Source organism: Streptomyces sp. NPDC043867 (assembly GCF_056435845.1).
In genome coordinates this window covers 187,046-211,793 of the sequence record NZ_JBWKDS010000001.1, presented here as the reverse complement: position 1 = coordinate 211,793, position 24,748 = coordinate 187,046, and the positions used below count along the sequence as shown (strand labels likewise).

At 72.8% G+C, this 24,748-nt stretch carries 18 protein-coding genes and 1 pseudogene; 12 read left to right on the top strand and 7 right to left on the bottom strand.

Annotation, left to right across the window (positions count from 1 at the left end; translation table 11 throughout):
• Window positions 1-186 precede the first annotated feature (186 nt).
• The 5 genes from AC069T_RS01055 (at window position 187) to AC069T_RS01035 (ending at window position 9,333) form a co-directional block, all read left to right on the top strand.
• On the top strand, window positions 187-1,878 hold the full coding sequence (locus tag AC069T_RS01055) for a serine/threonine-protein kinase (protein ID WP_478780837.1): 1,692 nt from the start codon (window positions 187-189) through the stop codon (window positions 1,876-1,878).
• Window positions 1,879-2,055: 177 nt separating this feature from the next.
• Entirely contained in the window at window positions 2,056-3,720 is a 1,665-nt protein-coding gene (locus AC069T_RS01050; protein ID WP_478780706.1) for a serine/threonine-protein kinase, read from the top strand.
• A gap of 167 nt (window positions 3,721-3,887) precedes the next feature.
• A complete protein-coding gene (locus AC069T_RS01045; protein WP_478780705.1) occupies window positions 3,888-5,606 on the top strand; it encodes a serine/threonine-protein kinase in 1,719 nt (572 codons plus the stop codon).
• Window positions 5,607-5,758: 152 nt separating this feature from the next.
• The gene (locus tag AC069T_RS01040) at window positions 5,759-7,420 is read left to right on the top strand and encodes a succinic semialdehyde dehydrogenase (RefSeq protein WP_478780704.1); all 1,662 of its coding nucleotides are present in this window, start codon (window positions 5,759-5,761) and stop codon (window positions 7,418-7,420) included.
• Window positions 7,421-7,467: 47 nt separating this feature from the next.
• Window positions 7,468-9,333 carry a GMC family oxidoreductase N-terminal domain-containing protein gene (locus tag AC069T_RS01035; protein WP_478780703.1) on the top strand — a complete coding sequence of 622 codons (1,866 nt, stop codon included), beginning with the start codon at window positions 7,468-7,470 and terminating at the stop codon, window positions 9,331-9,333.
• A 98-nt stretch (window positions 9,334-9,431) separates the two neighbouring features.
• Here the strand turns inward: AC069T_RS01035 and AC069T_RS01030 are convergent, their stop codons facing one another.
• Entirely contained in the window at window positions 9,432-10,433 is a 1,002-nt protein-coding gene (locus AC069T_RS01030; RefSeq protein ID WP_478780702.1) for an LAETG motif-containing sortase-dependent surface protein, read from the bottom strand.
• 315 nt (window positions 10,434-10,748) lie between these two features.
• Here AC069T_RS01030 and AC069T_RS01025 point away from each other — a divergent pair, with 315 nt between their 5' ends.
• Window positions 10,749-11,543 carry a hypothetical protein gene (locus tag AC069T_RS01025; RefSeq protein ID WP_478780701.1) on the top strand — a complete coding sequence of 265 codons (795 nt, stop codon included), beginning with the start codon at window positions 10,749-10,751 and terminating at the stop codon, window positions 11,541-11,543.
• A gap of 532 nt (window positions 11,544-12,075) precedes the next feature.
• Here AC069T_RS01025 and AC069T_RS01020 read toward each other — a convergent pair.
• The gene (locus AC069T_RS01020; protein ID WP_476753412.1) at window positions 12,076-12,360 is read right to left on the bottom strand and encodes a chorismate mutase; all 285 of its coding nucleotides are present in this window, start codon (window positions 12,358-12,360) and stop codon (window positions 12,076-12,078) included.
• Between the two features lie 479 nt (window positions 12,361-12,839).
• Here AC069T_RS01020 and guaA point away from each other — a divergent pair, with 479 nt between their 5' ends.
• On the top strand, window positions 12,840-14,426 hold the full coding sequence (guaA, locus tag AC069T_RS01015) for a glutamine-hydrolyzing GMP synthase (protein ID WP_478780700.1): 1,587 nt from the start codon (window positions 12,840-12,842) through the stop codon (window positions 14,424-14,426).
• A 176-nt stretch (window positions 14,427-14,602) separates the two neighbouring features.
• Here the strand turns inward: guaA and AC069T_RS01010 are convergent, their stop codons facing one another.
• Window positions 14,603-15,091 (bottom strand): pyridoxamine 5'-phosphate oxidase family protein, encoded by a 489-nt coding sequence (locus AC069T_RS01010; protein WP_478780699.1) that lies wholly within the window; start codon window positions 15,089-15,091, stop codon window positions 14,603-14,605.
• A 183-nt stretch (window positions 15,092-15,274) separates the two neighbouring features.
• Here AC069T_RS01010 and AC069T_RS01005 point away from each other — a divergent pair, with 183 nt between their 5' ends.
• The 3 genes and pseudogenes from AC069T_RS01005 (at window position 15,275) to AC069T_RS00995 (ending at window position 18,938) form a co-directional block, all read left to right on the top strand.
• A complete protein-coding gene (locus AC069T_RS01005; protein WP_478780698.1) occupies window positions 15,275-16,069 on the top strand; it encodes a class II aldolase/adducin family protein in 795 nt (264 codons plus the stop codon).
• 562 nt (window positions 16,070-16,631) lie between these two features.
• Window positions 16,632-17,873 (top strand): annotated as a pseudogene (locus tag AC069T_RS01000) (hypothetical protein); the annotation flags it as partial.
• 543 nt (window positions 17,874-18,416) lie between these two features.
• A complete protein-coding gene (locus AC069T_RS00995; RefSeq protein ID WP_478780697.1) occupies window positions 18,417-18,938 on the top strand; it encodes a DoxX family membrane protein in 522 nt (173 codons plus the stop codon).
• Between the two features lie 7 nt (window positions 18,939-18,945).
• Here AC069T_RS00995 and AC069T_RS00990 read toward each other — a convergent pair whose 3' ends face one another.
• The gene (locus AC069T_RS00990; protein ID WP_478780696.1) at window positions 18,946-19,185 is read right to left on the bottom strand and encodes a hypothetical protein; all 240 of its coding nucleotides are present in this window, start codon (window positions 19,183-19,185) and stop codon (window positions 18,946-18,948) included.
• Window positions 19,172-20,587: a PspC domain-containing protein gene (locus AC069T_RS00985; protein WP_478780695.1), complete on the bottom strand. Its 1,416-nt coding sequence runs from the start codon at window positions 20,585-20,587 to the stop codon at window positions 19,172-19,174. The genes AC069T_RS00990 and AC069T_RS00985 overlap by 14 nt, the downstream gene beginning before the upstream one ends.
• Before the next feature lie 142 nt (window positions 20,588-20,729).
• Between AC069T_RS00985 and AC069T_RS00980 the strand changes: the two genes are divergently transcribed.
• Both AC069T_RS00980 and AC069T_RS00975 read left to right on the top strand, forming a co-directional pair.
• Window positions 20,730-22,055 (top strand): ATP-binding protein, encoded by a 1,326-nt coding sequence (locus AC069T_RS00980; protein ID WP_478780694.1) that lies wholly within the window; start codon window positions 20,730-20,732, stop codon window positions 22,053-22,055.
• A 5-nt stretch (window positions 22,056-22,060) separates the two neighbouring features.
• The gene (locus tag AC069T_RS00975) at window positions 22,061-22,834 is read left to right on the top strand and encodes a LuxR C-terminal-related transcriptional regulator (protein ID WP_478780836.1); all 774 of its coding nucleotides are present in this window, start codon (window positions 22,061-22,063) and stop codon (window positions 22,832-22,834) included.
• A gap of 10 nt (window positions 22,835-22,844) precedes the next feature.
• On the opposite strand, the gene AC069T_RS00970 is transcribed toward AC069T_RS00975, so the two are convergent.
• Window positions 22,845-23,471, bottom strand: a complete 627-nt coding sequence (locus AC069T_RS00970) for a hypothetical protein (RefSeq protein ID WP_478780693.1) — start codon at window positions 23,469-23,471, stop codon at window positions 22,845-22,847.
• Between the two features lie 151 nt (window positions 23,472-23,622).
• On the bottom strand, window positions 23,623-24,699 hold the full coding sequence (locus AC069T_RS00965; RefSeq protein ID WP_478780692.1) for a C40 family peptidase: 1,077 nt from the start codon (window positions 24,697-24,699) through the stop codon (window positions 23,623-23,625).
• Between the last annotated feature and the right edge of the window lie 49 nt (window positions 24,700-24,748).

Sequence of the window (24,748 nt, the reverse complement as noted above, 5' to 3'; positions counted from 1 at the left end):
CCCGCGTCCCGCCCGCCCGGGACCTGCGTGGGTCCCGTGATGCCCGGCCGGCCGGCCGGTTGCCTCGGCTGCGCGGAAGCGAGAACCGTCACAGTGCTGTCTCCGTACGACCGCGCCGGTTCCCTGCGGGACGGCGGGGTCCTTAGTGTGACCCCGTCAAGACCATTGCGGGGAAACGTGAATCAGATGCAGGGCCTGCTCCTCGCGGGCCGCTACCGCCTCGTCGAATCCATCGGCAGCGGCGGCATGGGCCGCGTGTGGCGCGCGCACGACGAGGTGCTGCACCGCGCCGTCGCGGTCAAGGAACTGACGGCGGCGCTCTACGTCGCGGAGAGCGACCGCGCGGTCCTCCTGGCCCGGACCCATGCCGAGGCCCGGGCCGCCGCCCGGATCAATCATTCGGCCGTCGTCACGGTGCACGACGTCCTCGAGCACGACAGCCGGCCGTGGATCGTCATGGAGCTGGTCGAGGGCAACTCGCTGGCCGACGAGGTCAAGGAGCGGGGACGCGTCGAGCCGGCCGAGGCGGCGCGCATCGGTCTGTGGGTGCTGCGCGGGCTCCGGGCCGCGCACACCGCCGGGGTGCTGCACCGCGATGTGAAGCCGGGCAACGTGCTGCTCGCCGCCGACCGGCGGGTGCTGCTCACGGACTTCGGCATCGCGCAGGTCGAGGGCGACTCGACCATCACCCGCACCGGTGAGATCGTCGGCTCGGTCGACTACCTGGCACCCGAGCGGGTGCGCGGGCACGACCCCGGGCCCGCCTCCGACCTGTGGGCGCTCGGGGCGACGCTGTACACGGCCGTGGAGGGAACGTCGCCGTTCCGGCGCACCTCCCCGCTCACGACGATGCAGGCCGTGGTGGACGAGGAGCCGGCCGCGCCGCACCGCGCGGGTCCGCTGGGGCCGGTGATCGAGGCGCTGCTGCGGAAGGATCCCGCCGCCCGCCCCGGTTCGCAGGACGCGGAGCAGATGCTGGCCGAGGCCGCGGAGGGACGGCGGCCGCGCGCGGCCGAGGCCCATGTGCCGACGCGGCACCTGGAGCCGGGCCGGGCGGCCGCGGCCCACGGATCGGTCGGCGCGGCCGGGTACGGGGCCGGCAGCCATGTCTCCGGCACCCATGTCTCCCGCGCACACGGCGCACACGGCGCGGAGGACCATGGCGCGACGACCCATGTGCCGGGCCACCAGGTACCGGGCGGCCCTGGCGCGACCCTGTACGGGCCCCCGTCCGCGTACCCGGCCGGCGACGGCGCCCCGGGCGCCCCGAAGAGGCACCGGCTGGGCCGCACGCTCGTCCTCCTGTCCCTGCTGGCCGTGCTCGTCGGAGGCGGCGGCGCCCTGGCCCTGCACTACACCGGCGGTACGGACGATCAGGCCGGTTCCGGCGGGACGGGGCAGCAGAAGAACGGCGCCGTCCCCGAGGACTGGGAACCCGTCCACGACGTCGAGGGCTTCAGCCTCGCCCTGCCCAAAGGCTGGAAGCGCCAGGTCAACGGCAACCAGATCGACTACACGCCCGACGGCGGCAAGCACTTCGTGCGGATCGCCGTCGACGACTCGCCGGACTTCGACAACCCGTACGCCCACCAACTGGACCTGGAACAGCAGGTGAGCAAGTTGCGGGACTACCGGCGGGTGAGTCTGCAGTCGAACACCTACCGCGACTGCCACGGCGCCCTGTGGGACTTCACCTGGACCGCGCTCGCCAGGAACACCTCGTTCCCCGGACCGCGCCGGGCCATCGAGCAGACGTATCTCGGCCGTGACGGCGTGGAGTACACGATCTACATGTCGTCGCCGACGCCGGACTGGGACACCACGCGGGAACAGTTCGACGCGGTCCTGCGGGCCTGGCGGCCGAACGGGCAGGAGTGAGGGGGACGCCGCCCCGGCCGCGGCAGCGGCACTGCACGCGGGCGACGGCACCTGCGCCCTCGTCGCGGACGGGCCGCACCCGCGCGGATCACCGCCCCGTCCCCGCCCCGCGTCGCATGCCGGCCACCTCGCGCCGGCGTCCCGGAAAGCACCGGCCCGGTGCGGCATGATGGGCCCATGGGGACCGAGGGGGCCAACGCCCGTGTCATCGCGGGCCGTTATCGGCTCGATGCCAGGATCGGCCGGGGCGGGATGGGTGTCGTCTGGCGTGCGACCGACCAGCTGCTCGGCCGGCAGGTCGCGGTCAAGGAGCTGTGCCTCGACGACGCGCTCTCGGCGGACGAGGCGAGGATGCAGCGCGAGCGCTCCCTGCGCGAGGCCCGCGCCGTCGCCCAGCTGAGACACCCGCACATCATCGTCGTGCACGACGTGGTCGAGGACGACGAGCGTCCTTACATCGTCATGGAGTTGATCGTCGGGGGCTCGCTCGCCGACCGCATCGCCGGGTCCGGTCCCGTGGACCCGGCCGAGGCCGCGCGGATCGGCATCGACCTCCTCGGCGCGCTGCGGCGCGCGCACGACGCCGGTGTCCTGCACCGCGACCTCAAGCCCGCCAACGTCCTGATGGAAGCGGGCACCGGCCGCGTCGTCCTCACCGACTTCGGGATCGCCCAGGTCGCGGGCGCGACGACGCTCACCGAGAACGGGGCGTTCGTCGGCTCGCCCGAATACACCGCGCCCGAGCGGATGTCCGGCGCCAGGACGGGCCCCGAGTCCGACCTGTGGTCGCTCGGCGCCCTGCTGTGCACGGCGCTGAGCGGTGAATCCCCGTTCCGGCGCGACTCGTTGGGCGGCATCCTGCACGCGGTGGTCTTCGACGAGGTGCGTCCGCCCGCCCAGGCCGAGCCGCTGCTTCCCGTCGTACGAGGGCTGCTGGAGCGTGATCCGGACCGGCGGCTCGACGCGGCGCGGGCGGAGGGGATGCTGCGGGCGTTCCGGGAGACGGGGCGTACGCCGCGGGTGGCGACCGGGTACACGCCGACCCGGCGGGACGTGCCGCTGAGCGGACAGACGCCGCCCCTTTTCCCGCCCGGTCCGTACGTTCCGCCGAACCCCGCGGCCGGCCTCCCGGCGAGACCGTCGGCGCGGAGCGTGCTGGTCGCCGCCGCGCTGGTCGCCGCGATGGCCGGGGCCGGGCTCTCCGCCGCCGCGCTGCTGATGCGCGGCGGCGGTGACGGCGCCGACGTGCCCAGGAGTTCGGCGACGCACGGCTCGGCCCGTACGACGAAGAACAGCGCCACGCCGACGACGTCCGCACCGGTGGCTCCCGGGCCCACGGTGACCGTGACGCGTTCGGCGGCCGCCTCGCCCGCCTCGCCCGCCTCGCCCGCCTCGCGGAAGGCGCCCGAGGGGTACCGCCTCGCCCGCGACCCCGCCGGGTTCACGCTCGCGGTGCCGGAGGACTTCACGCGCGAGCCGCAGGGCGAACGGGTCTTCTATCTGTCGCGAGGGACGGCCTTCCGGATCGGTATCAAGGTCGCCGGACCCGGGACGGGCGGGCCCCTCGGCGTGATGCGCCGCGCCGCCGCCCGGGGGCCCTCCACGAACCCGGGCTACCGCGACGGCCGGGTCACCGCGACCCGGCACGGCGCGCGTCCCGCCGCGCTCTGGGAGTTCAGCTGGGACGGCTTCACCCGGGCGGAGGGGGCGCGGCACACGTACGACCTGTGCTGGGAGCAGGACGGGCGGATGTACGACGTGTGGGTGTCGGCGCCGGTCGGCAGGGTCGCCGAGGCGAAGGAGTACTTCGACGTCGCGGTGGACACCTTCGTACCGTCCTGAGACGAGCCGCTTCCCCTCGTGCCCGGACCCGGGCAGCCGTTCGCAGCGGTGCCCCGACCCCTCGTACCGCCCCAAAAGGGAGATAAGGGATGGAGTGCGTCACGGGTCTGTGACCGGCGGGCGGCCGGGGTGGCTCCCACGGCTTCCGCCGCGATATGCATGGGTTCATGAGCAGCAACGGGGGAGCACCTCACGGGTCCGACGAGCCAACCAGTTTCGGGCTGCAACCGCCGCGGCCGGCCGTGCCCGGCCACCAGGTGCCCGCCCCCGGACAACCGCAGTCCGCGGTGCCCTACCCGGGCAATCCGTACGCGGCGCCGGCGCAGGCCGTCCCGGACGGGCAGGCGCAGCCGACGCAGCTCGTCCCGGACCAGCGGGCGCAGCCGCGGCAGGCCCCGCAGGAGCCGGGCGCGGGCCGGCTGATCGCCGGCCGCTACCGGCTCCTGTCCAAGCTCGGACACGGCGGCATGGGCACCGTGTGGCGGGCCAAGGACGAGACGGTGGACCGCGAGGTCGCCGTCAAGGAGCCCCGCGTACCCGACCACCTTCCCGAGCGGGAACGTGCCAACGTCTTCGAGCGGATGCGCCGTGAGGCACGTGCCGCGGCCCGGCTCGACCATCCGGCGGTCGTGAACGTCCACGACGTGGCGGTCGTCGACGGGCAGCCGTGGATCGTGATGGAGCTGGTGCGGGGCCGCTCGCTGGGCGCCGCGCTCCAGGAGGGCACCCTCGGCGTCCGCGAGGCGGCCACGGTCGGCCTGGAGGTCCTCGGCGCCCTGGAGGCCGCGCACGCGGCGGGCATCCTGCACCGCGACGTCAAGCCCGACAACGTCCTGCTCGGCAGCCACGACCGCGTCGTCCTCACCGACTTCGGCATCGCCCAGATCGAGGGCGAGACGAACCTGACGGACACCGGCGGCTTCGTCGGCTCGCCCGAGTACATCGCCCCGGAACGGGTGCTGGGCCAGCGGCCCGGCCCCGCCTCCGACCTCTGGTCCCTGGGCGTGGTGCTGTACGCGGCCACGGAGGGCGTCTCCCCCTTCCGCCGCAGCAACACCCCCGCGACCCTCCAGTCCGTCCTCAACGCGGCGCCCGCGGCGCCGTCCGCCGCGAAGGGGCCGCTCGCCGAGGTGATCAACGGCCTGCTGGACAAGGACCCGGCCCGGCGTCCCGGCGCCGCCCGGGTCCGCCGGCTCCTGGAGGAGGCCGCGAAGCCCCCGCAGGAGACCCAGGTCGTGCAGATCTCCGTCCCCGGCGGCAGGGGCGTCAGGCTCGGCCGCAAGGCGTGGCTGGGCGTGGGGGCGGCCCTCGTCGCTCTCGCGCTCGCGGCGTACCTGGTGATCGCGGACCCGTTCGCGGGCCCGCTGCCGGACGGCTGGACGAAGAAGGAGGAGAAGGCGTTCGGCGCGACGCTGGCCGTCCCCGCGGACTACCAGGTGGGCAGGCCCGACAAGGACGACCCGGACAAGAACTGGGTGACTTACAGCGACTGGAGCGGCAGCGTCTGGATCAGCCTGAGCCTGGCGCGCAGGACCGAGGACGCGGGCAACGAGATCAAGGACTCCGCGCGGGACCAGATGTGGGCCGACAACGCGGAGTTCAAGCAGAGCGGCGAGTACCGGCTGGACATGCCCGCGGGACCGAGGACGGATCCGCAGGAGTCCACGCACCAGGGCGGGAAGTCCGCGGTGAACACGGTGAAGTACAACACCTCCGACACCGAGAACCCGCGCCCCCGGCAGCTGAAGATCTTCTACTACAAGTCGAAGAAGACCGGGGACATGTACAAGCTCACGGTCGGCTACCCCGGCAAGGGCGACTTCACGGAGCGCGGCCGAAAGGTCGCGGAGACGGCGATCGCGAACCTGGACATCAACAGGCTCTGAACCCGCAGGATTGACCATTCCGTGATCGCCGGAGCCACAACGCGCTGATCAGCGCATTCGTTGCCAGCGATCACTGGCACCGTGTGTGTACTCCGTGAAACCCCGTTACCGACGGGTACCCAAAGCGTACGGGCGGGCATACGCTGCGGCTCATGACGGACTCGCAGGCCCCGGAGAAGACCGGCACCGACGACACGGCCGGGACGGGCACCACCGGCACCGGTGCCCACGGCACCAACCCCCTCGCGCCCGCCCCCGAGGGCGCCCGCACCGCCGCCGACGTCGTCACGCCCGAGCTGGTCGCCCAGCTCACCAAGGGCGTGGCCGGCTCCGGCCGTACCGCCAACCACACGCCGCTCACCGGCGCGAAGCTGGCGGAGCTGCCCGAGTCCACGCCCGACGACGTCCGTACGGCCTTCGAGCGGGCCCGCGAGGCGCAGGCCGTCTGGGCCGCGGTCCCGGTCCGCGAGCGCGCCGCCGTGCTGCTCCGCTTCCACGACCTGGTGCTCGCCCGGCAGGCCGAGGTCCTCGACCTGATCCAGCTGGAGACCGGCAAGGCCAGGCTGCACGCCCACGAGGAGGTGCAGGCGGTCGCCGTCGCCGCCCGGCACTACGGCCGCAAGGCCCCCTCGTACCTCAGGCCCAAGCGGCACACCGGCGCCGTCCCGACGCTCACCAAGGTCACCGAACTGCGTCACCCGCGCGGTGTCGTCGGCCAGATCGCACCCTGGAACTACCCTCTGGAGCTGTCCGTCGGCGACGCGCTCCCCGCCTTCGTCGCGGGCAACGCCGTCGTGATGAAGCCCGACACGGAGACCTGCCTGACGGCGCTGTGGGCGCGTGACCTGCTCATCGAGGCCGGGCTGCCCGCCGAGGTCTTCCAGGTGGTGATCGGCGACGGTCCGGTCGTCGGCCCCGAGATCGTCCGGCACGCCGACTACGTCTCCTTCACCGGTTCCACGCGCACCGGCCGCGAGGTCGCGCAGGGCGCCGCTGCCCGCCTGGTCGGCGTCTCCCTCGAACTCGGCGGCAAGAACGCCATGCTGGTGCTCGCCGACGCCGACCTCGACAAGGCCGCCGCGGGTGCCGTCCGCGCCTGCTTCTCCTCCGCCGGCCAGCTCTGCATCTCCATCGAGCGGCTGTACGTCCACGAGTCCGTCGCGGACGCGTTCCTCGAGCGGTTCGCCGCCCGCACCAGGGCGATGCGCCTCGGCACGTCCCTCGCGTACGGCGCCGACATGGGTTCGCTGGTCGGCGAGCGGCAGCTGGAGACCGTCACCCGGCATGTGGCCGAGGCGGTCGCCAAGGGTGCCAGGGTCGTGGCCGGCGGTGTGGCCCGCCCGGACATCGGCCCGTACTTCTTCGAGCCGACCATCCTCGACGGGGTCGAGTCGCCCATGGCCGTCTGCGCCGAGGAGACCTTCGGTCCCGTCGTGTCCGTCTACCGCTTCCGGACCGAGGACGAGGCGGTGGAACGGGCCAACGACACGCCGTACGGCCTGAACGCCTCGGTCTGGACGAAGGACGGGCGGCGCGGACGCGCCGTCGCGGCCCGGCTCCGCAGCGGCACCGTCAACGTCAATGAGGGCTACGCGTCCGCGTACGGCAGCGTCCAGTCGCCGATGGGCGGCATGAAGGACTCCGGCCTCGGCCGCCGCCACGGCTCCGAGGGCATCCTCAAGTACACCGAGGCGCAGACCGTCGCCCACCAGCGGCTCCTGCCGATGGCGCCGTCGCTCGGCATGGACGACGAGAAGTACGCCGCGTTCATGAGCCGGAGCCTGCGGGCCATGAAGGCCCTGCGCCTCCGCTAGGAAATTCCGGCAGCCCAGACAGCCCCCGCTTTCAACGAGGAGAGCACGTGTCACAGGAGAACTCTGTCCGGAAGCCGGATGCGGACGCCCCCGCGGACGCCCTCGCCGAGACCGCAGCCGGCCCCCCTGAGAAGAGCCCCGAGGAGGCCTACGACTACGACGTCGTCGTGGTCGGCTCCGGCTTCGGCGGGTCCGTCACCGCCCTGCGCCTGACCGAGAAGGGCTACCGGGTCGGAGTGCTGGAGGCGGGCCGCCGCTTCACCCGCGCATCGCTGCCCAAGAGCTCCTGGGACGTCAAGAACTATCTGTGGGCCCCGAAGCTCGGCATGTACGGCATCCAGCGCATCCATCTGCTGGGCAACGTCATGGTGCTGGCGGGCGCCGGTGTCGGCGGCGGCTCCCTCAACTACGCCAACACCCTCTACGTACCGCCGAAGCCCTTCTTCGAGGACCCGCAGTGGAAGGACATCACGGACTGGGAGGAGGAGCTGAAGCCGTACTACGACCAGGCCCGGCGCATGCTGGGCGTGCGGCTCAACCCGACGATGACCCCGTCCGACGTCCACCTCAAGGCGGCCGCCGAACGCATGGGGGTGGGCGACACCTTCCACCTGGCGCCGGTGGCCGTCTTCTTCGGGGACGGGCAGGACGCCGAGGGCGACGCGCGGGCCGAGCCGGGGGAGCGGGTCGCGGACCCCTACTTCGGCGGCGCGGGACCGGACCGCAAGGCGTGCCTGGAGTGCGGCGAGTGCATGACCGGCTGCCGCCACGGCGCGAAGAACACCCTCAACGAGAACTACCTCCACCTCGCCGAGAAGGCGGGTGCCGTCATCCACCCCATGACGACCGTCGTGTCCGTCACCGACGACTCGCGGGGCGGATACGCCGTCAGGACCCTGCCCACCGACGACCGCCGCAAGGGACAGGGCCGTACGTTCACCGCGCGCCGCGTCGTCATAGCCGCCGGCACCTACGGCACGCAGACCCTGCTGCACCGGATGAAGGCGGGCGGCCAGCTGCCGTACCTCTCCAGCCGGCTGGGTGAGCTGACCCGCACCAACTCCGAGGCGCTGGTGGGTGCCCAGACCGACAACCGCCGCTACCGCAAGGCGCACGGCGAGCCGAAGGCCGACTTCACCCGCGGGGTCGCGATCACCTCGTCGATCCACCCGGACGACAGCACCCACATCGAGCCGGTCCGCTACGGCAGGGGCTCGAACGCGATGGGCAGCCTGTCCATCCTCCAGGTCCCGTACGCGGAGAACTCCTCGCGCGCTCTCGGCTGGCTGCTCAACGTGGTCAGGCACCCGGTGCAGATGGTGCGTTCGTTCTCCAACCGGCGCTGGTCCGAGCGCACCATCATCGGCCTGGTGATGCAGTCCCTGGACAACTCGCTGACGACGTATCTGAAGCCGACGGGCCCCGGCAAGGGGCTGCTGACGACACGTCAGGGGCACGGGGCGCCCAACCCCAAGCAGATCAGGGCGGCTTCGGAGGCGGCCACCGCGATCGCCGCCGAGATCAACGGGTTCGCCGGCAGCAACGTCGGTGAGCTGATGGGGACGCCGCTCACCGCCCACTTCCTCGGCGGCTGCCCGATCGGCGACTCCCGGGAGACGGGCGTGATCGACCCGTACCACCGGCTCTACGGGCATCCGGGCATCTCCGTCGTAGACGGTGCCGCCGTCTCCGCGAACCTCGGCGTCAACCCGTCCCTCACGATCACCGCCCAGGCCGAGCGCGCGATGTCGTACTGGCCCAACAAGGGCGAGACCGACCCGCGTCCGGCCCAGGGAGCGGCGTACGAGCGGCTCAAGGCGGTCGAGCCGCGGTCGCCCGCCGTCCCCGCGGACGCGTTCGGCGCGCTGCGGCTGCCGTTCCTCGGGATGCCGGCGGTGCCGCCCAAGGGCTGACCTCCGCGGCCTCCCCGCACACCTGAAGAAGGACCTGTGCCCCCCTCCGAGCACAGGTCCTTCTTCAGGTGTGAGGCGCGAGCCCCGGGTGGTCCGCCCTACGCGGCGGCGTCACCGGACTTGCGGCGACGCACCACGAACACCGCTCCGGCACCGGCGACGACGGCGACACCGCCGACGAGACTGATCACCGGCAGTGCGGAGCTGGAGCCGGTCTCGGCGAGGTTGCCGGTCGGCAGCTCGGAGACGTCGCCCTGCGGCTTCTTGACCGGGTTCTTCTCGTCGTCGTCGCCCGGCTCGGCCTCGCCCGGGTTCGAGTTCTCGGAGCCCGGCTCAAGGACCACGAAGTCGTACTGGGCCCAGCCCTCGGCGACGCAGTCCTGGCCGTCGACGTTGTCGAGGTAGGCGCCGGAGCCGAAGGAGTAGGCGTCGCCCGCGGGGGCGTTCTTGTCGATGCTGACGCGCAGGTCGACCGACTCGGTCTGCTTCGACTTCAGCGTCTCGGCGTAGAAGAAGTAGTCGCCGGCCCACGAGTCGTCGCCGATGCGGGTCCACTTGCCGGACTCGGGGTTCTTGAACTCCAGGTCCACGTACTTGCTCAGGTACTTCGACTCGTCGAGCTCGTAGTTCTCGATCTCGGCGTAGAAGGCGACGCCCTCGATGTCGATCGTCGAGTCGTTCGTGACGGTCAGCTCGAACGCGTGGTAACCGCTGCCCGCGACGATCTTGCCCGGGAGGCCCTTGATGTCGGCGGACACCTTGGCGTCGCCGTACTCCTCGTCGACGTCCTCGCAGTACGGGACCTCGGGGTCGGTCGGCTCGTCGCTCTGCGTCGCCGACGGCGTGCCCGAGGGAGTGGTGGAGGCCACGGGCGCCGACGTCGACGGCGCCGCGGTGCTGGGCGTACCGGCGGGCGTGCTGGACGCAGGTGTGGCCTCGGGGGTGCTGGGCGCGGGCACCGTCTCGGTGACGGTGGCGCTCGGCGTCGGCGTCGGGGTCGGACCCGGCTCCTCCGCGAACGCGGTCGGCGCCGACAGCAGTGCCAGCGGGGCTATGGCGGCCACCGCGGCCGTGACGGCCATGGCACGGCGAAGCTTCATGAAGACCTCGTAAGTCCGGCGTGCCGCGGTGACGCGGCACGCGAAAAGTTCGGGAGGCCTCCGCGGTGGGGCGCGGGTGTGGCCGTTGGTTCAGCAGGTGTGACCTGTGCCGGCGGGGAATGGTTGCCCCCTCGCTCACAGGATCTTTATGTGGGCTGGGTCACACGGCGATCGCCCCGTGCGGCGGGGCCGCGGGGCCGCGGGGCCGCGAGCCCCGTGCCCCGTGCCCCGTGCGCGGAGCCTGTGTCATCGTGGCGCGCCGGGCCCGTCGGTCTCGACGCGGCCCCCGTGAGGAAGAACGTGAAGGTGGGGAACGTGAAGTCAAAGGTGTCGCGAGCCACGGCGGCGCTCGCGGTCGTGGCGGCGCTGGGGTGCAGTGCGGCGTGCGGCGGGGGCGGCGACGGCCAGGGCTCGAAGCCGGCGAAGACCGCCACGGCGACCGCCGGTGCCTCCGGCGCGGAGAAGAACGCCGACGAGCCGGAGAGCACCGACGGGCCGACGGACGCCGGCAAGGCGAAGGAGAGCGCGACCGCCGACGCGCCCGCCGCGCTCACCCGGGCCCGGCTGGACAAGGCCGCCCTCGCGGACGGCGAGGTCAAGGGCTACGGGGTGGAGAAGACGGCCGCCTCGGACATCTCGCTCGACTCCGTACCGGCCACCCCGGACACGTGCCAGCCGATCGCCGACATGTACCTGTTCACCACCGACCCCACGGCGCGGGCCGGCGTCGGCCGCGGCTTCACCGCGAAGGACGACCTCGACGCCTCGGTCACCTCCCTCGCGCTCCTCTCGTACAGGTCGGGCGAGGCCGACAAGGTCCTCGCGGGACTGCGCGCGGCGGCGGGCAGGTGCACGGCGTACAAGCACACCGGCTACCGCTACAGCGACGTGAAGGCGCTCAAGGACCCGGGCCTCGGCGACGAGTCCGTCGCCTACCGGCTCCGGGGTTCCATCGAGGGCGCGGAGGTGCCCTCGGCCTTCACCGTCGTGCGGGTCGGGACCGTCGTCGTGGCCTTCACCTCGATGAACATGCTGGACCCGGACAAGGTGAAGGTGCCGTCCGAGATCATCGAGAAGCAGCTGGCCAAGGTGGAGAAGGCCACCGGCTGAGGCCGAGGCGGAAACCGCGGCTGAGGCGGCGGACACGGGGAAGGGCCCCGCGGGACGGATCCGCGGGGCCCTTCCCCGTCAGCACCGGCGTCAGGGCGGCGCCGGTGCCCGGGGCGCGGCGCCGGGGGGTTGCGCCGCTCGGACGACATGGATGCTGTTGTCTGCTGGGGGACGTGGGGTCGTCCCGCTTCGTGCTGGGCGGGCCGCGGCCTCCGCAACCGTGACGACCACCCCGGGGACGATTCCGGCGGCCGGCCCCGGGCGTCCCCGGAGCCGGCCGTTCTCTTGAATGACCGGGCCGCTGTCCCCTGCCGTCCGGTCACGATCCTGGGGCGAGGTCCCACGACGCACGGCACGATCCGTACGTCTCATCGCCCCAGCGGAGCCACGCGTGGTTCTTTCGGGCCCGCCCCTGGCTGGCACGGACACCACGGACAACGAAGCCCGCGCCGTCCGGTCACGCGCCGTACGGGTGAGAGGACATACGGACGCGGGTGCACCGGGCCCCGTGACGGCCGCGACCCGGACGGTCTCAGACGCGGCCCCGGCACAGTTCGAGGAGCGTCATCGCCAGGGAGGTGCCGGGCCTGCCCAGCGCGTCCCGGTAGTGGCCGAGGATCTCCATCTCGCGCGAGAGGTTCACCCGGCGCCCGCCCGAGGTGATCCGCGCCTCCTGGATCACCGCGGAGACGGCCATCCGTTCCTGGACGAGACCGATGATCCGGTCGTCCAGGGCGTCGATGCGCTCACGGGCGCCGGTGATCACGTCGGCGGCCTCGTCGGTGCGCGCGCCGGTCCTGTCGAGTACGTCGGCCATGGTGGGGCTCCTTTGCGGAAGGGTGCCCCGGAGCGGCAGGACCCGGGAAACGCCAGGCGCCCCGGGCCTTGTCGGCCCGGGGCGCCTGGGAAGTCGCTTGTCAGTTGCTCAAGCAGCACGACCATGGCAGCCGGTGGGCCGGTTGCCATAGGTAAAGACGAACGTCTGGTGCGAGAGCATGCGAGCAGTATGCACGGCGCGACCGTCCGGCGGAAACCCTTCGCCCGGCACCGGCGGAGGTGTGCCGCCCGTCCGGAGCTCGAGGACGCGGGCGCAGGCGCGGCAAGGGTGGGGGACGGGGCGCGCAGGCGGGGCAGGGGGTCCGGGACGGGGGCGCAGGCGCGACAAGGGGCCCGGGAAGAGGGCGCAGGCCCGGCAAAACGGGGTCCGGGAGCGGGGCCACGGGGACGGAAACTGGTTCTCCGCGTACCCCGTTAGAATCGGACGTACAGACTCTGCAGCCCGCCGGAAGGCAAACCGTGCCATCAGCACCCTCCGCTGCCGCCACCCCCGACACCGTCCTGGTCGTCGACTTCGGCGCGCAGTACGCCCAGCTCATCGCCCGCCGCGTCCGCGAGGCCCGGGTCTACAGCGAGATCGTGCCGAGCACCATGCCGGTCGAGGAGATCCTCGCCAAGAACCCGGCGGCGATCATCCTCTCCGGCGGCCCCTCGTCGGTGTACGCGGAGGGCGCCCCCCGCCTCGACCGCGCGATCTTCGAGGCCGGCGTCCCCGTCTTCGGCATGTGCTACGGCTTCCAGCTGATGGCCACGGCCCTCGGCGGCACGGTCGACAACACCGGCGCCCGCGAGTACGGCCGGACGCCGCTGCACGTCTCGAAGCCCGGCTCCACCCTCTTCGAGGGCACCCCGGACGAGCAGTCGGTCTGGATGTCGCACGGCGACGCCTGCTCCGCCGCCCCCGAGGGCTTCACGGTCACGGGCTCCACGGACGTCGTCCCGGTCGCGGCCTTCGAGAACGACGAGAAGAAGCTGTACGGGGTCCAGTACCACCCCGAGGTGATGCACTCCACGCACGGCCAGCAGGTGCTCGAGCACTTCCTGTACCGCGGCGCGGGCCTCAGGCCGGACTGGACCACCGGCAACGTCATCGACGAGCAGGTCGCCCTCATCCGCGAGCAGGTCGGCACCAAGCGCGCCATCTGCGGCCTGTCCGGCGGCGTGGACTCCGCGGTCGCCGCTGCCCTCGTGCAGAAGGCCATCGGCTCCCAGCTGACCTGTGTGTACGTCGACCACGGTCTGATGCGCCAGGGCGAGACCGAGCAGGTCGAGAAGGACTTCGTCGCGGCCACCGGCGTCCAGCTGAAGGTCGTCGACGCCGAGGACCGCTTCCTCACCGCCCTCAAGGGAGTCTCGGACCCCGAGGAGAAGCGGAAGATCATCGGCCGCGAGTTCATCCGGGTCTTCGAGCAGGCCCAGGCCGAGATCATCGCCGAGGCAGCGGAGGGCGAGGACGTCGCCTTCCTGGTGCAGGGCACGCTCTACCCGGACGTCGTCGAGTCCGGCGGCGGCACCGGCACGGCGAACATCAAGTCCCACCACAACGTGGGCGGACTCCCCGAGGACATCGAGTTCCAGCTCGTCGAGCCGCTGCGCAAGCTGTTCAAGGACGAGGTCCGGATGGTCGGCCAGGAGCTCGGCCTGCCGGAGGAGATCGTCCAGCGCCAGCCCTTCCCGGGCCCGGGCCTCGGTATCCGTATCGTCGGCGAGGTGAACAAGGAGCGGCTCGACCTGCTCCGGCACGCCGACGCCATCGCCCGCGAGGAGCTGACGAAGGCCGGCCTCGACCGCGACATCTGGCAGTGCCCGGTGGTCCTGCTCGCGGACGTGCGCTCGGTCGGCGTCCAGGGCGACGGCCGCACGTACGGCCACCCGATCGTGCTGCGCCCCGTCTCCTCCGAGGACGCCATGACGGCGGACTGGTCGCGCCTGCCGTACGACGTCCTGGCGAAGATCTCGACCCGGATCACGAACGAGGTCGCGGACGTCAACCGCGTCGTGCTCGACGTGACCTCCAAGCCCCCGGGCACCATCGAGTGGGAGTAGGCCCTCCCCTTCCCCTCACGCGCCGCGGCACGTGAAGGGTGACGAGGACCGTTGACAGGGGCGCCGTCCGTACCGGGCGGCGCCCCTTCACGTGTGCTCAGACCCGTGGTCGGTACCGGGCGGCACCCCTTCACGTGTGCTCAGGCGCTCCGTCCGTGCCGGGGGCGTCCGTGTGCTCAGGTGCGTTTGACGGTGCGCACCGGCGCCCCCGGCTGCCAGACCTGCACCACCAGATACGTGTCGTCCTCCACACACGTCCGCACGACCTCGGTCAGCTCCGTGCGGAAGAGGTGGAAGGCGGCCGGGTCCGGCGGGTTCACGGCGTCCGCGTAGCGCCGTACCACCTCGGGGTCGCGCACCTCGACGGCCCGCCCGGCGACACGCACGTCACCTCCGCCCGTGTCCGTCCCCGGCCCCGGATTCGCCTGGAGCGCGAAGCGGGAGTCCCGGCGCAGGTCCAGCGCCTTCAGCGAGCCCGGCATCATGCCGAGCCACAGCTCGCCGTGCAGGAAGCGCACCTCGATCCCGGTCGTGCGGGGAGCACCGTCCCTGCGCAGGGTCGCCAGGACGTGATGGGTGAAGGCTCCGAAGCGGTTCTCCGCCGTCCGGGCCAGCTCGGGTTCGGCGGCGGCGAAGGCCGCCCAGTTCGTCGTCGTACCGGTCATACGAGGAGTCTCGCCCGGATACCGGACATCTTCTGTCGGGTATCCGGGCGACCTCGCGCGGGTACCCGACGACCAGGAACCTCGCGTAACGGTTGTGCACTCACTTCCCGGAGCGGCCCTGTTCTCCTGCGCTGACCCCGGGTAACTTCCGCTCCGTACCGACACGCCAGTGCTGGAGGACATATGCACGGGCCCAAGCCGCCCCTGCCCGTACCCACCGACCGGCTGCGGTTCGCCATGCCGCCGATGCACGAGTCGCTGGACGACGAGCGGCGCCACCGCAAGGAGCGGCTGGCGGGCGCGCTGCGGATCTTCGGGCGGTCCGGCTTCGAGGACGGGGTCTCCGGCCACATCACCGCGCGCGACCCGGAGTACAGCGACTGCTTCTGGGTCAACCCCTTCGGCATGCCGTTCAAGCACGTCACGGTGGGCGACCTGGTCCTCGCCAACCAGGACGGGCAGGTGATCGAGGGCCGCTACCACGTGAACCAGGCCGCCTTCACCGTGCACGCCCAGGTGCACGCCGCCCGCCCGGACGTGGTGGCCGTCGCCCACTGCCACTCCGTGCACGGGCGCGCCCTCGCCGCCCTCGGCGAGCTGCTCGACCCGATCACCCAGGAGTCCTGCGCCTTCTACGAGGACCACGCTCTGTACGACAGCTACAGCGGCGTCGCCGTCGACGCCGAGGAAGGCCGCCGGATCGCCTCCGCGCTCGCCAGCCGCAAGGCACTCGTACTGCGCAACCACGGGCTGCTGACCGTCGGCGACTCGGTGGACGCGGCGGCCTGGTGGTTCCTCTCGATGGAACGCTCGTGCCAGGTCCAGCTCACCGCGCGGGCGGCCGGGCGCCCGGTCGTCATCGACCACAGACAGGCGGTCGCGACCCGCGAGCAGCTCGGCGGCGACCTGGTGGCGTGGATCAACTACCAGCCCCTGTGGCAGGACATCAGCCGCAGCGAGCCCGATCTGCTGAGCTAGCGAGGCCGGTCAACACGAGATCCGGTCCTTCCCCCTCGCTGACCACACCCGGCGAACGCGGAGTGTGTTCCGTACGGCACAATGCGCTGTCGTCGCGGGGCGGTTGTCACGCAGTTGTGAGGCGGTCAGGCGTACGGGAGACCCGGTGGCACGGGAGCATGTGACGCGGGATCCCCGGGATTCCCGAGCTCGCAGGAAACCTGCGGGAACTCTTCGTTGTGGGGAAGGCGGCACGGGCGTGGCGGTGCAGGAGGGGAGACACGGCGGGGAGCGCGGTGCGGGGGGCGGCTCCGGGAGTGGCTCCGGGACCCGTGCGGGGGCGTCCGGCGCGGGAGCTGGAGCCGGGGCCGGGGCCGCCGGGGCCCGCACGGGGCGCGATGCTGGTGCTGGTGCTGGTGCCGGTGGGGGTGCGGGTGCCGGTGGGGGTGCGGGTGCCGGGGCCGGGTATGGGTCCGGGTCCGGGTATGGGTCCGGGTCCGGGTATCGGGCTGGGTACGGGTCCGAGTACGGGACCGGGTACGGGGCCGGAGCCGGGTCGGGTTCGGGGCGCGGGTCCGGGCAGGGGCCGCACGGGGGCGGGTGTACGTGCGGGGACTGTCCGCACGGAGCCCGCGAGGGGCACCGGCGCGCGGTCGCCGCATTCCTCGCCAGACGCGACGAGTTCGCCTCCGGGCAGGGACTGCCCGCCGCGGTCGCGCACTCCGTCTCCGCGTCCCGGCAGTGGGTCTCGGACGAGCTCACCCAGGCCGCGGACCTCGTCGCCGAGCGCGGGCGCGTCGAGGGCGAGGCCTGGCTGGGACGGCTGTGGCGCCGCACCGCGGTCGCGGTCTGGGCGGTCGTGGGAGTACTGCTCCTGGTACAGGCCCTCACCGCGATCGGGGCGGGGTGGACGGACGCGCGGACCGCGGGGCTGGTGGCCGCGCTGCTCGTGGGCGCGCTGCTCACGGGTGCGGGGTACGTCCACCGGGCGCGCGGCGGGGTCCTCGCCCCCGTCGTCGGCGAGGACAACCGGCTCTCCACCTCCCGTGCGGTGGCCGCGAGTTGGGTCGTCCTCGTGGTGTACGCCGTGCTCGTGCTCGTGGGACAGCTGGCCGTGGCGTCCGGGCACGGTGAGCGGGACCGGCTCATCGCCGGACTCGAACTCGCCAGCGGCGCCGGCACGGTCACCGTCGTCGCCGTGGTGTGCGGGATCGCGGTGCTGGTGCGACGGGTGGTGGGGCTGCGGGTGCTCGGGCAGCGCCTGCAGAAGGTGCGGGCGGACCGGCCCCGGGCCGCCGATCTGCTGACCGACGACTCGGGCCGGGGCAGCTTCGCCGACATCCAGTACGTGGTGGTCGGCGCCGTCGCGCTGCTCTTCGCGGTGGTGCGGCTGGCCCGGCGGCCGGAGCAGCTGCCCGATCTGCCGTGGGGGCTTGCGGTGCTGGTGCTCGTCTCCGCGGCGACCTATGTCGCCGGGAAGTACGCGGAGGGCGGGCGTCCGGTGATTCTGTCCGTCGTCCGGGCGCGGGAGGCGGGTGACCTCGACGCGCCGATCCGTACGGGGGACGACATCGAGATCCGGGGGGCCGGGTTCGTGCCGCCGGGGGCGGGGACGGCGGACCGGTTGTCCCGGATGGTCGTCCGGATCGGGCCGGTCCACGTGCACGTGCCGCTCGTGCCGGTACCCGGGGGGTTCAGCAACCCCACGGATGCGGTGCTGACCGTGCCGGTTCCGGTGGATGTGGAGCCGGGGCGGGTGGAGGTGCAGGTGGTCACCGCGGCAGGCGTGGAGACGAACCGGTGCACGATCGACGTGACGGACTGACGGACTGACGGACTACTGACGGACTGAGCGGCTGGCCGGCTTGTGCCCGGGTGCGTGCCTGGGCTCCGGCTGCCTGGGCGCGCGGGGTGTCTTCGGGCCGGCGGGTGGGTCGCCCACGGGTTGGTGGGTGGGTCGCCCACGCTGCGGTCGCCGGTACATCCGCCCGTTGCATGTCGGACGTGCACCTTGGACACGGGAGTGGACCGGAGCCTTCTGCCCGACCTGCAACGGGCATCTGATGTACCGGCACGGCCCCTTCGGTGGGAGCGCGGGTGCGGGCCTGTTGCCACCAGCTGCGGGCACGCGTGCCGTTCGGGGGCGATGGGGGTCCCCCCGGTCGAGCGGAGTCGAGTCTGTCGGCGCTGGGTTCGCCGTCGCGTCCGGTCTCAGCTGCGGCACCGGGTGTCGGCGGGAAGGGGGGACCCACCCCCCCGGGTTCGCAGCGTCGCGTTGAGCGTGCGGGGGAAGCGTGAGCGTCGGGGGGACGGCGTACGTATGGTCTGGTGGGGGCAACGGCTCGGCGGGGCGAGAGGCGGCGGCACGATGACTCACGGCATGCGTCCGGACACGTACTTCGAAGGAGACCGGGGCTGGCGGGACACCGCCACCCGGTACGCCCTGCTCCCCCTGCGCCTCTTCCTGGGCGTCACCTTCATCTACGCCGGCCTGGACAAACTCACCGACAGCGCCTTCATGAAGGACGCCGGAGCGGGCTCCATCGGCGACCTGATGAACTCCGCTCGCGGCAGCTCGGCGATCCCGGCCCTCGTCGACCTGGCCCTCAGGAACCCCGTCGGCTTCGGCTACGCCATCGCCCTCGGCGAGCTGGCCGTCGGCATCGGCACCCTCCTCGGGCTGCTGGCCCGCCTGGCCGCCCTCGGTGGCGCACTGATCTCCCTCAGTCTGTGGCTGACAGTGAGCTGGGCCTCCGATCCCTACTACTACGGAAACGATCTCGCGTACCTGATGGCCTGGCTGCCTCTCGTCCTCGCCGGTGCCTCGGTCCTGTCCGTGGACGCAGCCCTGCGCGCGCGGCGCATCCGACGCGCGGGCGGTCGTCGCTGAACCTTCGCTAGCGGGACACCATCCCGTCCCCGGACGTCCGGTCCGCCCGGGCCGACCGGCGCCGGCGTATCGCATGGGAGACCGACGCCACCGCCCCCGCCAGGCACAGGCCGCCCGCGACGATCGGGATCACCGCGAACCACGGGGTCTCCCAGAGGCCGCCCGCGTCACCCGCGTACACGATGCCCGCGAGGATGAGGAAACAGCCCGCGACCAGCTTCCCCGGCTGGAACTCATGACGTGGCACGAGCCACCTCCGCCTGTCCGACGCCGACTTCCAGCTGGAGGTCGAGCGTGCCCCCGCTCCTGCCGCCGGTTGTCGGCGGAAGCGTCAGATGCTTGGTCCTTCCCGGCTGCACGTCCACGTCCTTGCTGTCGTCGCCCGGCAACTGGATGTCCCCGACGCCCACTTCGACGTCGAGCCGCACGGTCACGTCCTCGGGGACCACCACCCTGAGCCGGCCCGCACCGACCTCCGCGTGCGTGCTCACCGTCTGCCCCTTCGCGAGGTCGAGGCGGCTCAGGTCCAGGGTGCCGACGCCGGTACCGAGGTCGTAGGTCCGCTCCACGTCGGAGACGGCCGCGGGGGTCCATTCGGTGCGGACCCAGTGGGTGCTGATGTCGCCGGGCAGGGCCGCGGCGCAGGCGAGCAGCCCGGCGGTGAGGACCGCCAGCAGGACCGTGCCCGCGCCCGTACGCCCGAGGAAGGAGCTGATCGCGATGCCGGTTCCGAAGACGACGAGCGCGCACGCGAGCCCGGTCTGCACGCTGGTGCCGAACGCGTGGTCGTCCCAGGTCAGGCCCGTGCCCAGGGCGCCCGCGAGCAGGGCGGTCAGGAAGACCCAGCCGCCTATCCAGCGAGGGCCGCGGGGCTGGGGCTCGCTGGTGGCGCGCAGGTGGCTGCGTGCCGTGCCGCGGGCGATGTTCTTTGCTGCCGCGACATCCCGGTCCCGGGGCGTCGGGGGACCCCAGAGATAGCCCGTGCCGCCGACGTGCGTGCCGTCCTTGACTATCGGGTCGCGCCACCAGGACGGGGAGGAGTAGGGCACGGGCGGCGCCTTGGCCTCGGGAGGGGCGTCGGCCGCGGCCTGCGCGGCGAGCGGGTCGGGGTCGGGGGCGCCGCGCTGCTGCGACCAGTACCCGGCGCCCGCCAGGAGGATGGCGAGTATGACGGCGAAGGCGAGCACTCCGCCGTTGTTCAGCATGGAGAGGAAGACCCCGCAGCCGACCAGGGCGAAGAGGACCGCCGCCAGCGCCTGGCCGTCGACGCGGCCCGTCAGCAGCTTGCGTACCTCGTTCTCCTCGTCGTCGTCGGGTGGGACGAACAGCCAGACGAAGCCGTAGAAGATGAGGCCGAGGCCGCCGGTCGCGGCAAGCACCGCCAGCACGATCCGGAAGATCACCGGGTCCATCTCGCACTGCCGGCCCAGCCCGGCACAGACCCCGCCCAGCATCTTGTGCCGCGGGTCGCGCCGGAACTTGTGCGGAGCTCCGGAGGCGGCGGGCTCGGCCGCGCCCCCGTCCACTCCGTGCGCGCGCGGCTCGTCACCGGCCGCCGGGCCCGCCGCGGCGGCCCGCGGGCCGGGGCCGGCCGGCCGGGCGCCCGGGCCGGGCTCCTGCTCCGCTGCCGCGTGCTGCTGATCTGTCATGGGTCCATGGTGACGGGCGAGGGGCCGTGAGGGGAGCCGGGATGACCCTGGCCCGACCCTGAGATCGTCCCTGACGAGGCCGGGGGGAACCGTTCGGACGCCGGGCTCCCGAAGATCAGGGGAGTCTCGGGGGCCGACCCTGATGCTCCGGCCCGCCGCTCGTGTGAACATCGATGGCATGCCGGAAGCCGCAGCACTGCCCCTCGACGTTCCGTGGCCCCCGCGCAAGCTCTACCGCAGCAGCGACGGCCGCTGGCTCGGGGGCGTGGCGCGGGGGCTCGCCGGGCACCTCGGGCTGCCCGTCGTGTGGGTGCGGCTGGTGTTCGTCGGCCTGTTCATGGCGGACGGGCTGGGCGCGCTGCTGTATGCGGCGTTCTGGTTCTTCGTGCCGCTGGGAGTCGGCGGCGTCGATGCCGGGCGGCCGCCGTCCGTGACCACCGAGTCCGCGCCCGACGGCCGGCGCAGACTCGTGGCCCGCAAGCCCGACCGGGGCCAGATCGTCGCGCTGCTGCTCATGGTCGTCGTGGCCATGGTCTTCGTGGGCAATGTGAATCTCGGCGGGGGAGCCAAGGCCTATCTGTGGCCGACCGTGCTCGTCGGCGCGGGCGTCGCCCTGGTCTGGCGCCAGGCGGACAACGCGCGGCGGGCCCGCTGGATGGAGGTGGGCCGCCGCAGACGCACGCTCACCCTGCTGCGCTCCGCCGCCGGCGTCCTGCTGGTCACCGCGGGCGTGTCGGGCATCTTCGTGCTCCAGGGCTCCGCGGCTCATCTCGGCTCGGTCCTCCAGGCGGCGCTCGCGGTCCTGGTCGGCATAGCGCTCCTCGCCGGCCCCTACCTGGTCCGCATGACCCAGGACCTCTCCGAGGAGCGGCTGATGCGCATCCGCGCCCAGGAGCGGGCGGAGGTCGCCGCCCACGTCCACGACTCGGTGCTGCACACCCTGACCCTGATCCAGCGCAACGCGGAGAGCGCGGGCGAGGTGCGGCGCCTGGCCCGCGCCCAGGAGCGCGACCTGCGCGCCTGGCTCTACAAACCGGAGGGCACCGGCAAGGACGAGGCGGAGGAGCCGGACACCCTCGCCGAGGCGGTCCGGCGCAATGCCGCGGAGGTCGAGGACAAGCACGGCGTCCCCATAGAGGTGGTCGTCGTCGGGGACTGCCCGCTCGACGACGGGCTCGGCGCACAGATGCAGGCCGCGCGGGAAGCCATGGTGAACGCCGCCAAGTACGGTGGCGAGGGCGGCGCGGTGCAGGTCTTCGCCGAAGTCGAGGGCAGGACGGTCTTCGTGTCCGTCCGGGACCGCGGTCCCGGCTTCGACCTCGACGCGATACCCGCCGACCGCATGGGCGTCAGAGAATCGATCATCGGCCGCATGGAGCGCAACGGCGGCACGGCGCGGTTGCGCGCGGTGCCGGACGGCGGCACGGAGGTCGAGCTGGAGATGGAGAGGGCGGAGAGTACGTCATGAGCGACGTGAGCGGGCCGGACGAGGCCAAGGGGTCCGCAGGGCCCGGAAGTTCAGCCGGAGCGGGCGCCTCGGCGGCCGGCGAGTCCACGGGGGCGGCCGGAGCGGCCGCCACGGACGGGCGCCGGGCGCGGGTCGTCCTCGTCGACGACCACCGCATGTTCCGTACGGGGGTGCAGGCCGAGATCGGGGAGACCGAGCGGACCGGCGTGGAGGTGGTCGGTGAGGCCGCCGACGTCGACCAGGCGGTCACGGTGATCACGGCGACCCGACCCGAGGTGGTGCTCCTCGACGTCCACCTGCCGGGCGGGGGCGGCGTCGAAGTGCTGCGCCGCTGCGCTCCGTTGATGGCCGACCCCGAGCAGCCGGTGCGTTTCCTCGCGCTGTCCGTCTCGGACGCGGCCGAGGACGTGATCGGTGTCATCCGCGGCGGCGCCCGTGGCTATGTCACCAAGACGATCACCGGCAGTGACCTCGTCAACTCCATCTTCCGGGTCCAGGACGGCGACGCGGTCTTCTCGCCCCGCCTGGCCGGGTTCGTCCTCGACGCCTTCGCCTCGACCGACGCCCCGCCCGTCGACGAGGACCTCGACCGGCTCACCCAGCGGGAGCGCGAGGTTCTGCGCCTCATCGCCCGCGGCTATGCGTACAAGGAGATCGCCAAGCAGCTGTTCATCTCCGTCAAGACGGTCGAGTCCCACGTCTCGGCGGTGCTGAGAAAGCTCCAGCTGTCGAACCGCCACGAGCTGACCCGCTGGGCGACGGCGCGCCGGCTGGTGTGAGCGGCCGTGCTCAGCGGGGTGTTCCGGCCGCCGCCGGTCCGAGCATGCGCAGCGCCCACCGGTAGTGACGTACGGCCTTCGCGATCCCGATCAGGCCGGTCAGCCACAGGATCAGACCGGTGCCCGTCCCGAGGGCGACGTCGCTGTGCGCGTTCGGTTCGGCCCCCGCGACCGCCGCGAGGGACGCCCACAGGCCGATCGCGCACATGCCGGCCGAGGAGAGCAGCCAGAAGAGGCTGAGACCGGGTGAGCGCAGACGGGCGTCCGTCGGCGGGTGGCTGTCCAGCACCAGCCAGGCGTCCAGGAGTTGCTGGATCTGGCGGTCGCGGCGCACGCCGACGGCGATCGCGACGACGGGCGGGGCGAGCGAGGCCAGGCCGAGGATCGCGAAGATCGGCCCGAGGACGAAGCCGGTGGGATCGCCCTGCTCGAACTGCTGGAGCGGGAGCACCAGCAGCGCCCATCCGATGATCGCCGCGAGCGACAGCAGCCAGAGCAGCAGCACCCGGTGCACCCCGAGGCTCCGCGCGCGCAGCTCCTCCAGGGCCCGCCCCCGGTCGGCAAGCAGCGCCGACCGGTCCGGCCAGGTCCGCGGGTGCCACGGCGGCGGAAGCGGTGGCAGCAGGGAGTGCGGCATCGGGACCTCTCGAGCGGCGACGGGCGTCGATGATGCGGGGCGACGACGGGCGGCGGTACACGACTGTGGTCGACGCTACCGCGCGAACGTGCCCATGCCATCAGCGCGTACCCGCGTCCGGCCGGAATCCTTCACTTGCCGTACGGGGTCCTCACACCACCCGCGTAGCCCCCGCGAACGGCATCTGGTCGATCGGGGCCAGCCGCACCGGCGCCGACGGGTTGGGGGCGTGGATCATCCTGCCCTGCCCCACGTAGATGCCCACATGGCTGATTCCGGAGTAGAAGAAGACCAGGTCGCCCGGGCGGAGTTCGGCGCGGGAGACCCGTCGTCCCGTGCCGATCTGCGCGTAGGTCGTACGCGGCAGTGCGACGCCCGCGGCGCGGTACGCGGCCTGCGTGAGCCCCGAGCAGTCGAAGGCGTCGGGGCCGGTTGCGCCCCACACATAGGGGCGGCCGATCTTCTGGTAGGCGTACGCGACCGCGGCCCCCGCGCGGGAGTCGGGCGCCGTGGCCGGGGCGGCCTCCGTACCGCCGCCGGACGGAAGGACGTCCGGGGCCCGCGTGGACGAGCGGGACGCGTGTCCGGTGCCGCCGGCCGCCCCGAGCCGCGCCCGCTGCTCGTCCGTGAGCCGGGACAGCAGTTCCCGTGCCTTCGCCAGCTTCTCGTTGATCTTCTTCTTCTGGCGTTTCAGCTCCGCCTGCCGTGACGTGAGGGAGGCGAGCTGGACGTGGGCGGCGCCGCGCAGCTGCCTGATCTCCCGCAGCTGCTTGCGTACGTCTTCCACCGCCGAGGCCTGCCGGCTCCCGGCGCGTTCGGCGAGCGCGGCCCCGTCCAGATACCGGTCGGGGTCGTCGGAGAGCGCGAGTTGCAGCGCGGGGTCGAGGCCACCGCTGCGGTACTGCGCGGTGGCGATGGAACCGAGCGTGTCGCGGGCCGAGTTGAGGCGGTCCGTCCGGCGTGCCGCCTCGTCCTGCAGCATCTCCAGCCGCTGCTGCCCCCTGTCGGCCTTCTCCTTCGCCCCGTTGTACTTCTCGGTGGCCGCCTCCGCCTCCTGGTACAGCTTGTCGACCTTGGCCTTGACCTGCGCCGGGGTGAGCTGCGGTTCGGCGTACCCCGTGCCCTCGAACGCCGTGGCCGTCGCCGCGCCCGCGAGGGCGATGGTGGCGGCGGTGCGGGCCGTCCGGCCGCCGAACGAACGGTGTCCGGGCTTGCGGTGCGATGCCACGAGGGCACACGTCCTTTCGCGAAGACTCGGGCCGCACGACCGCCCGAGC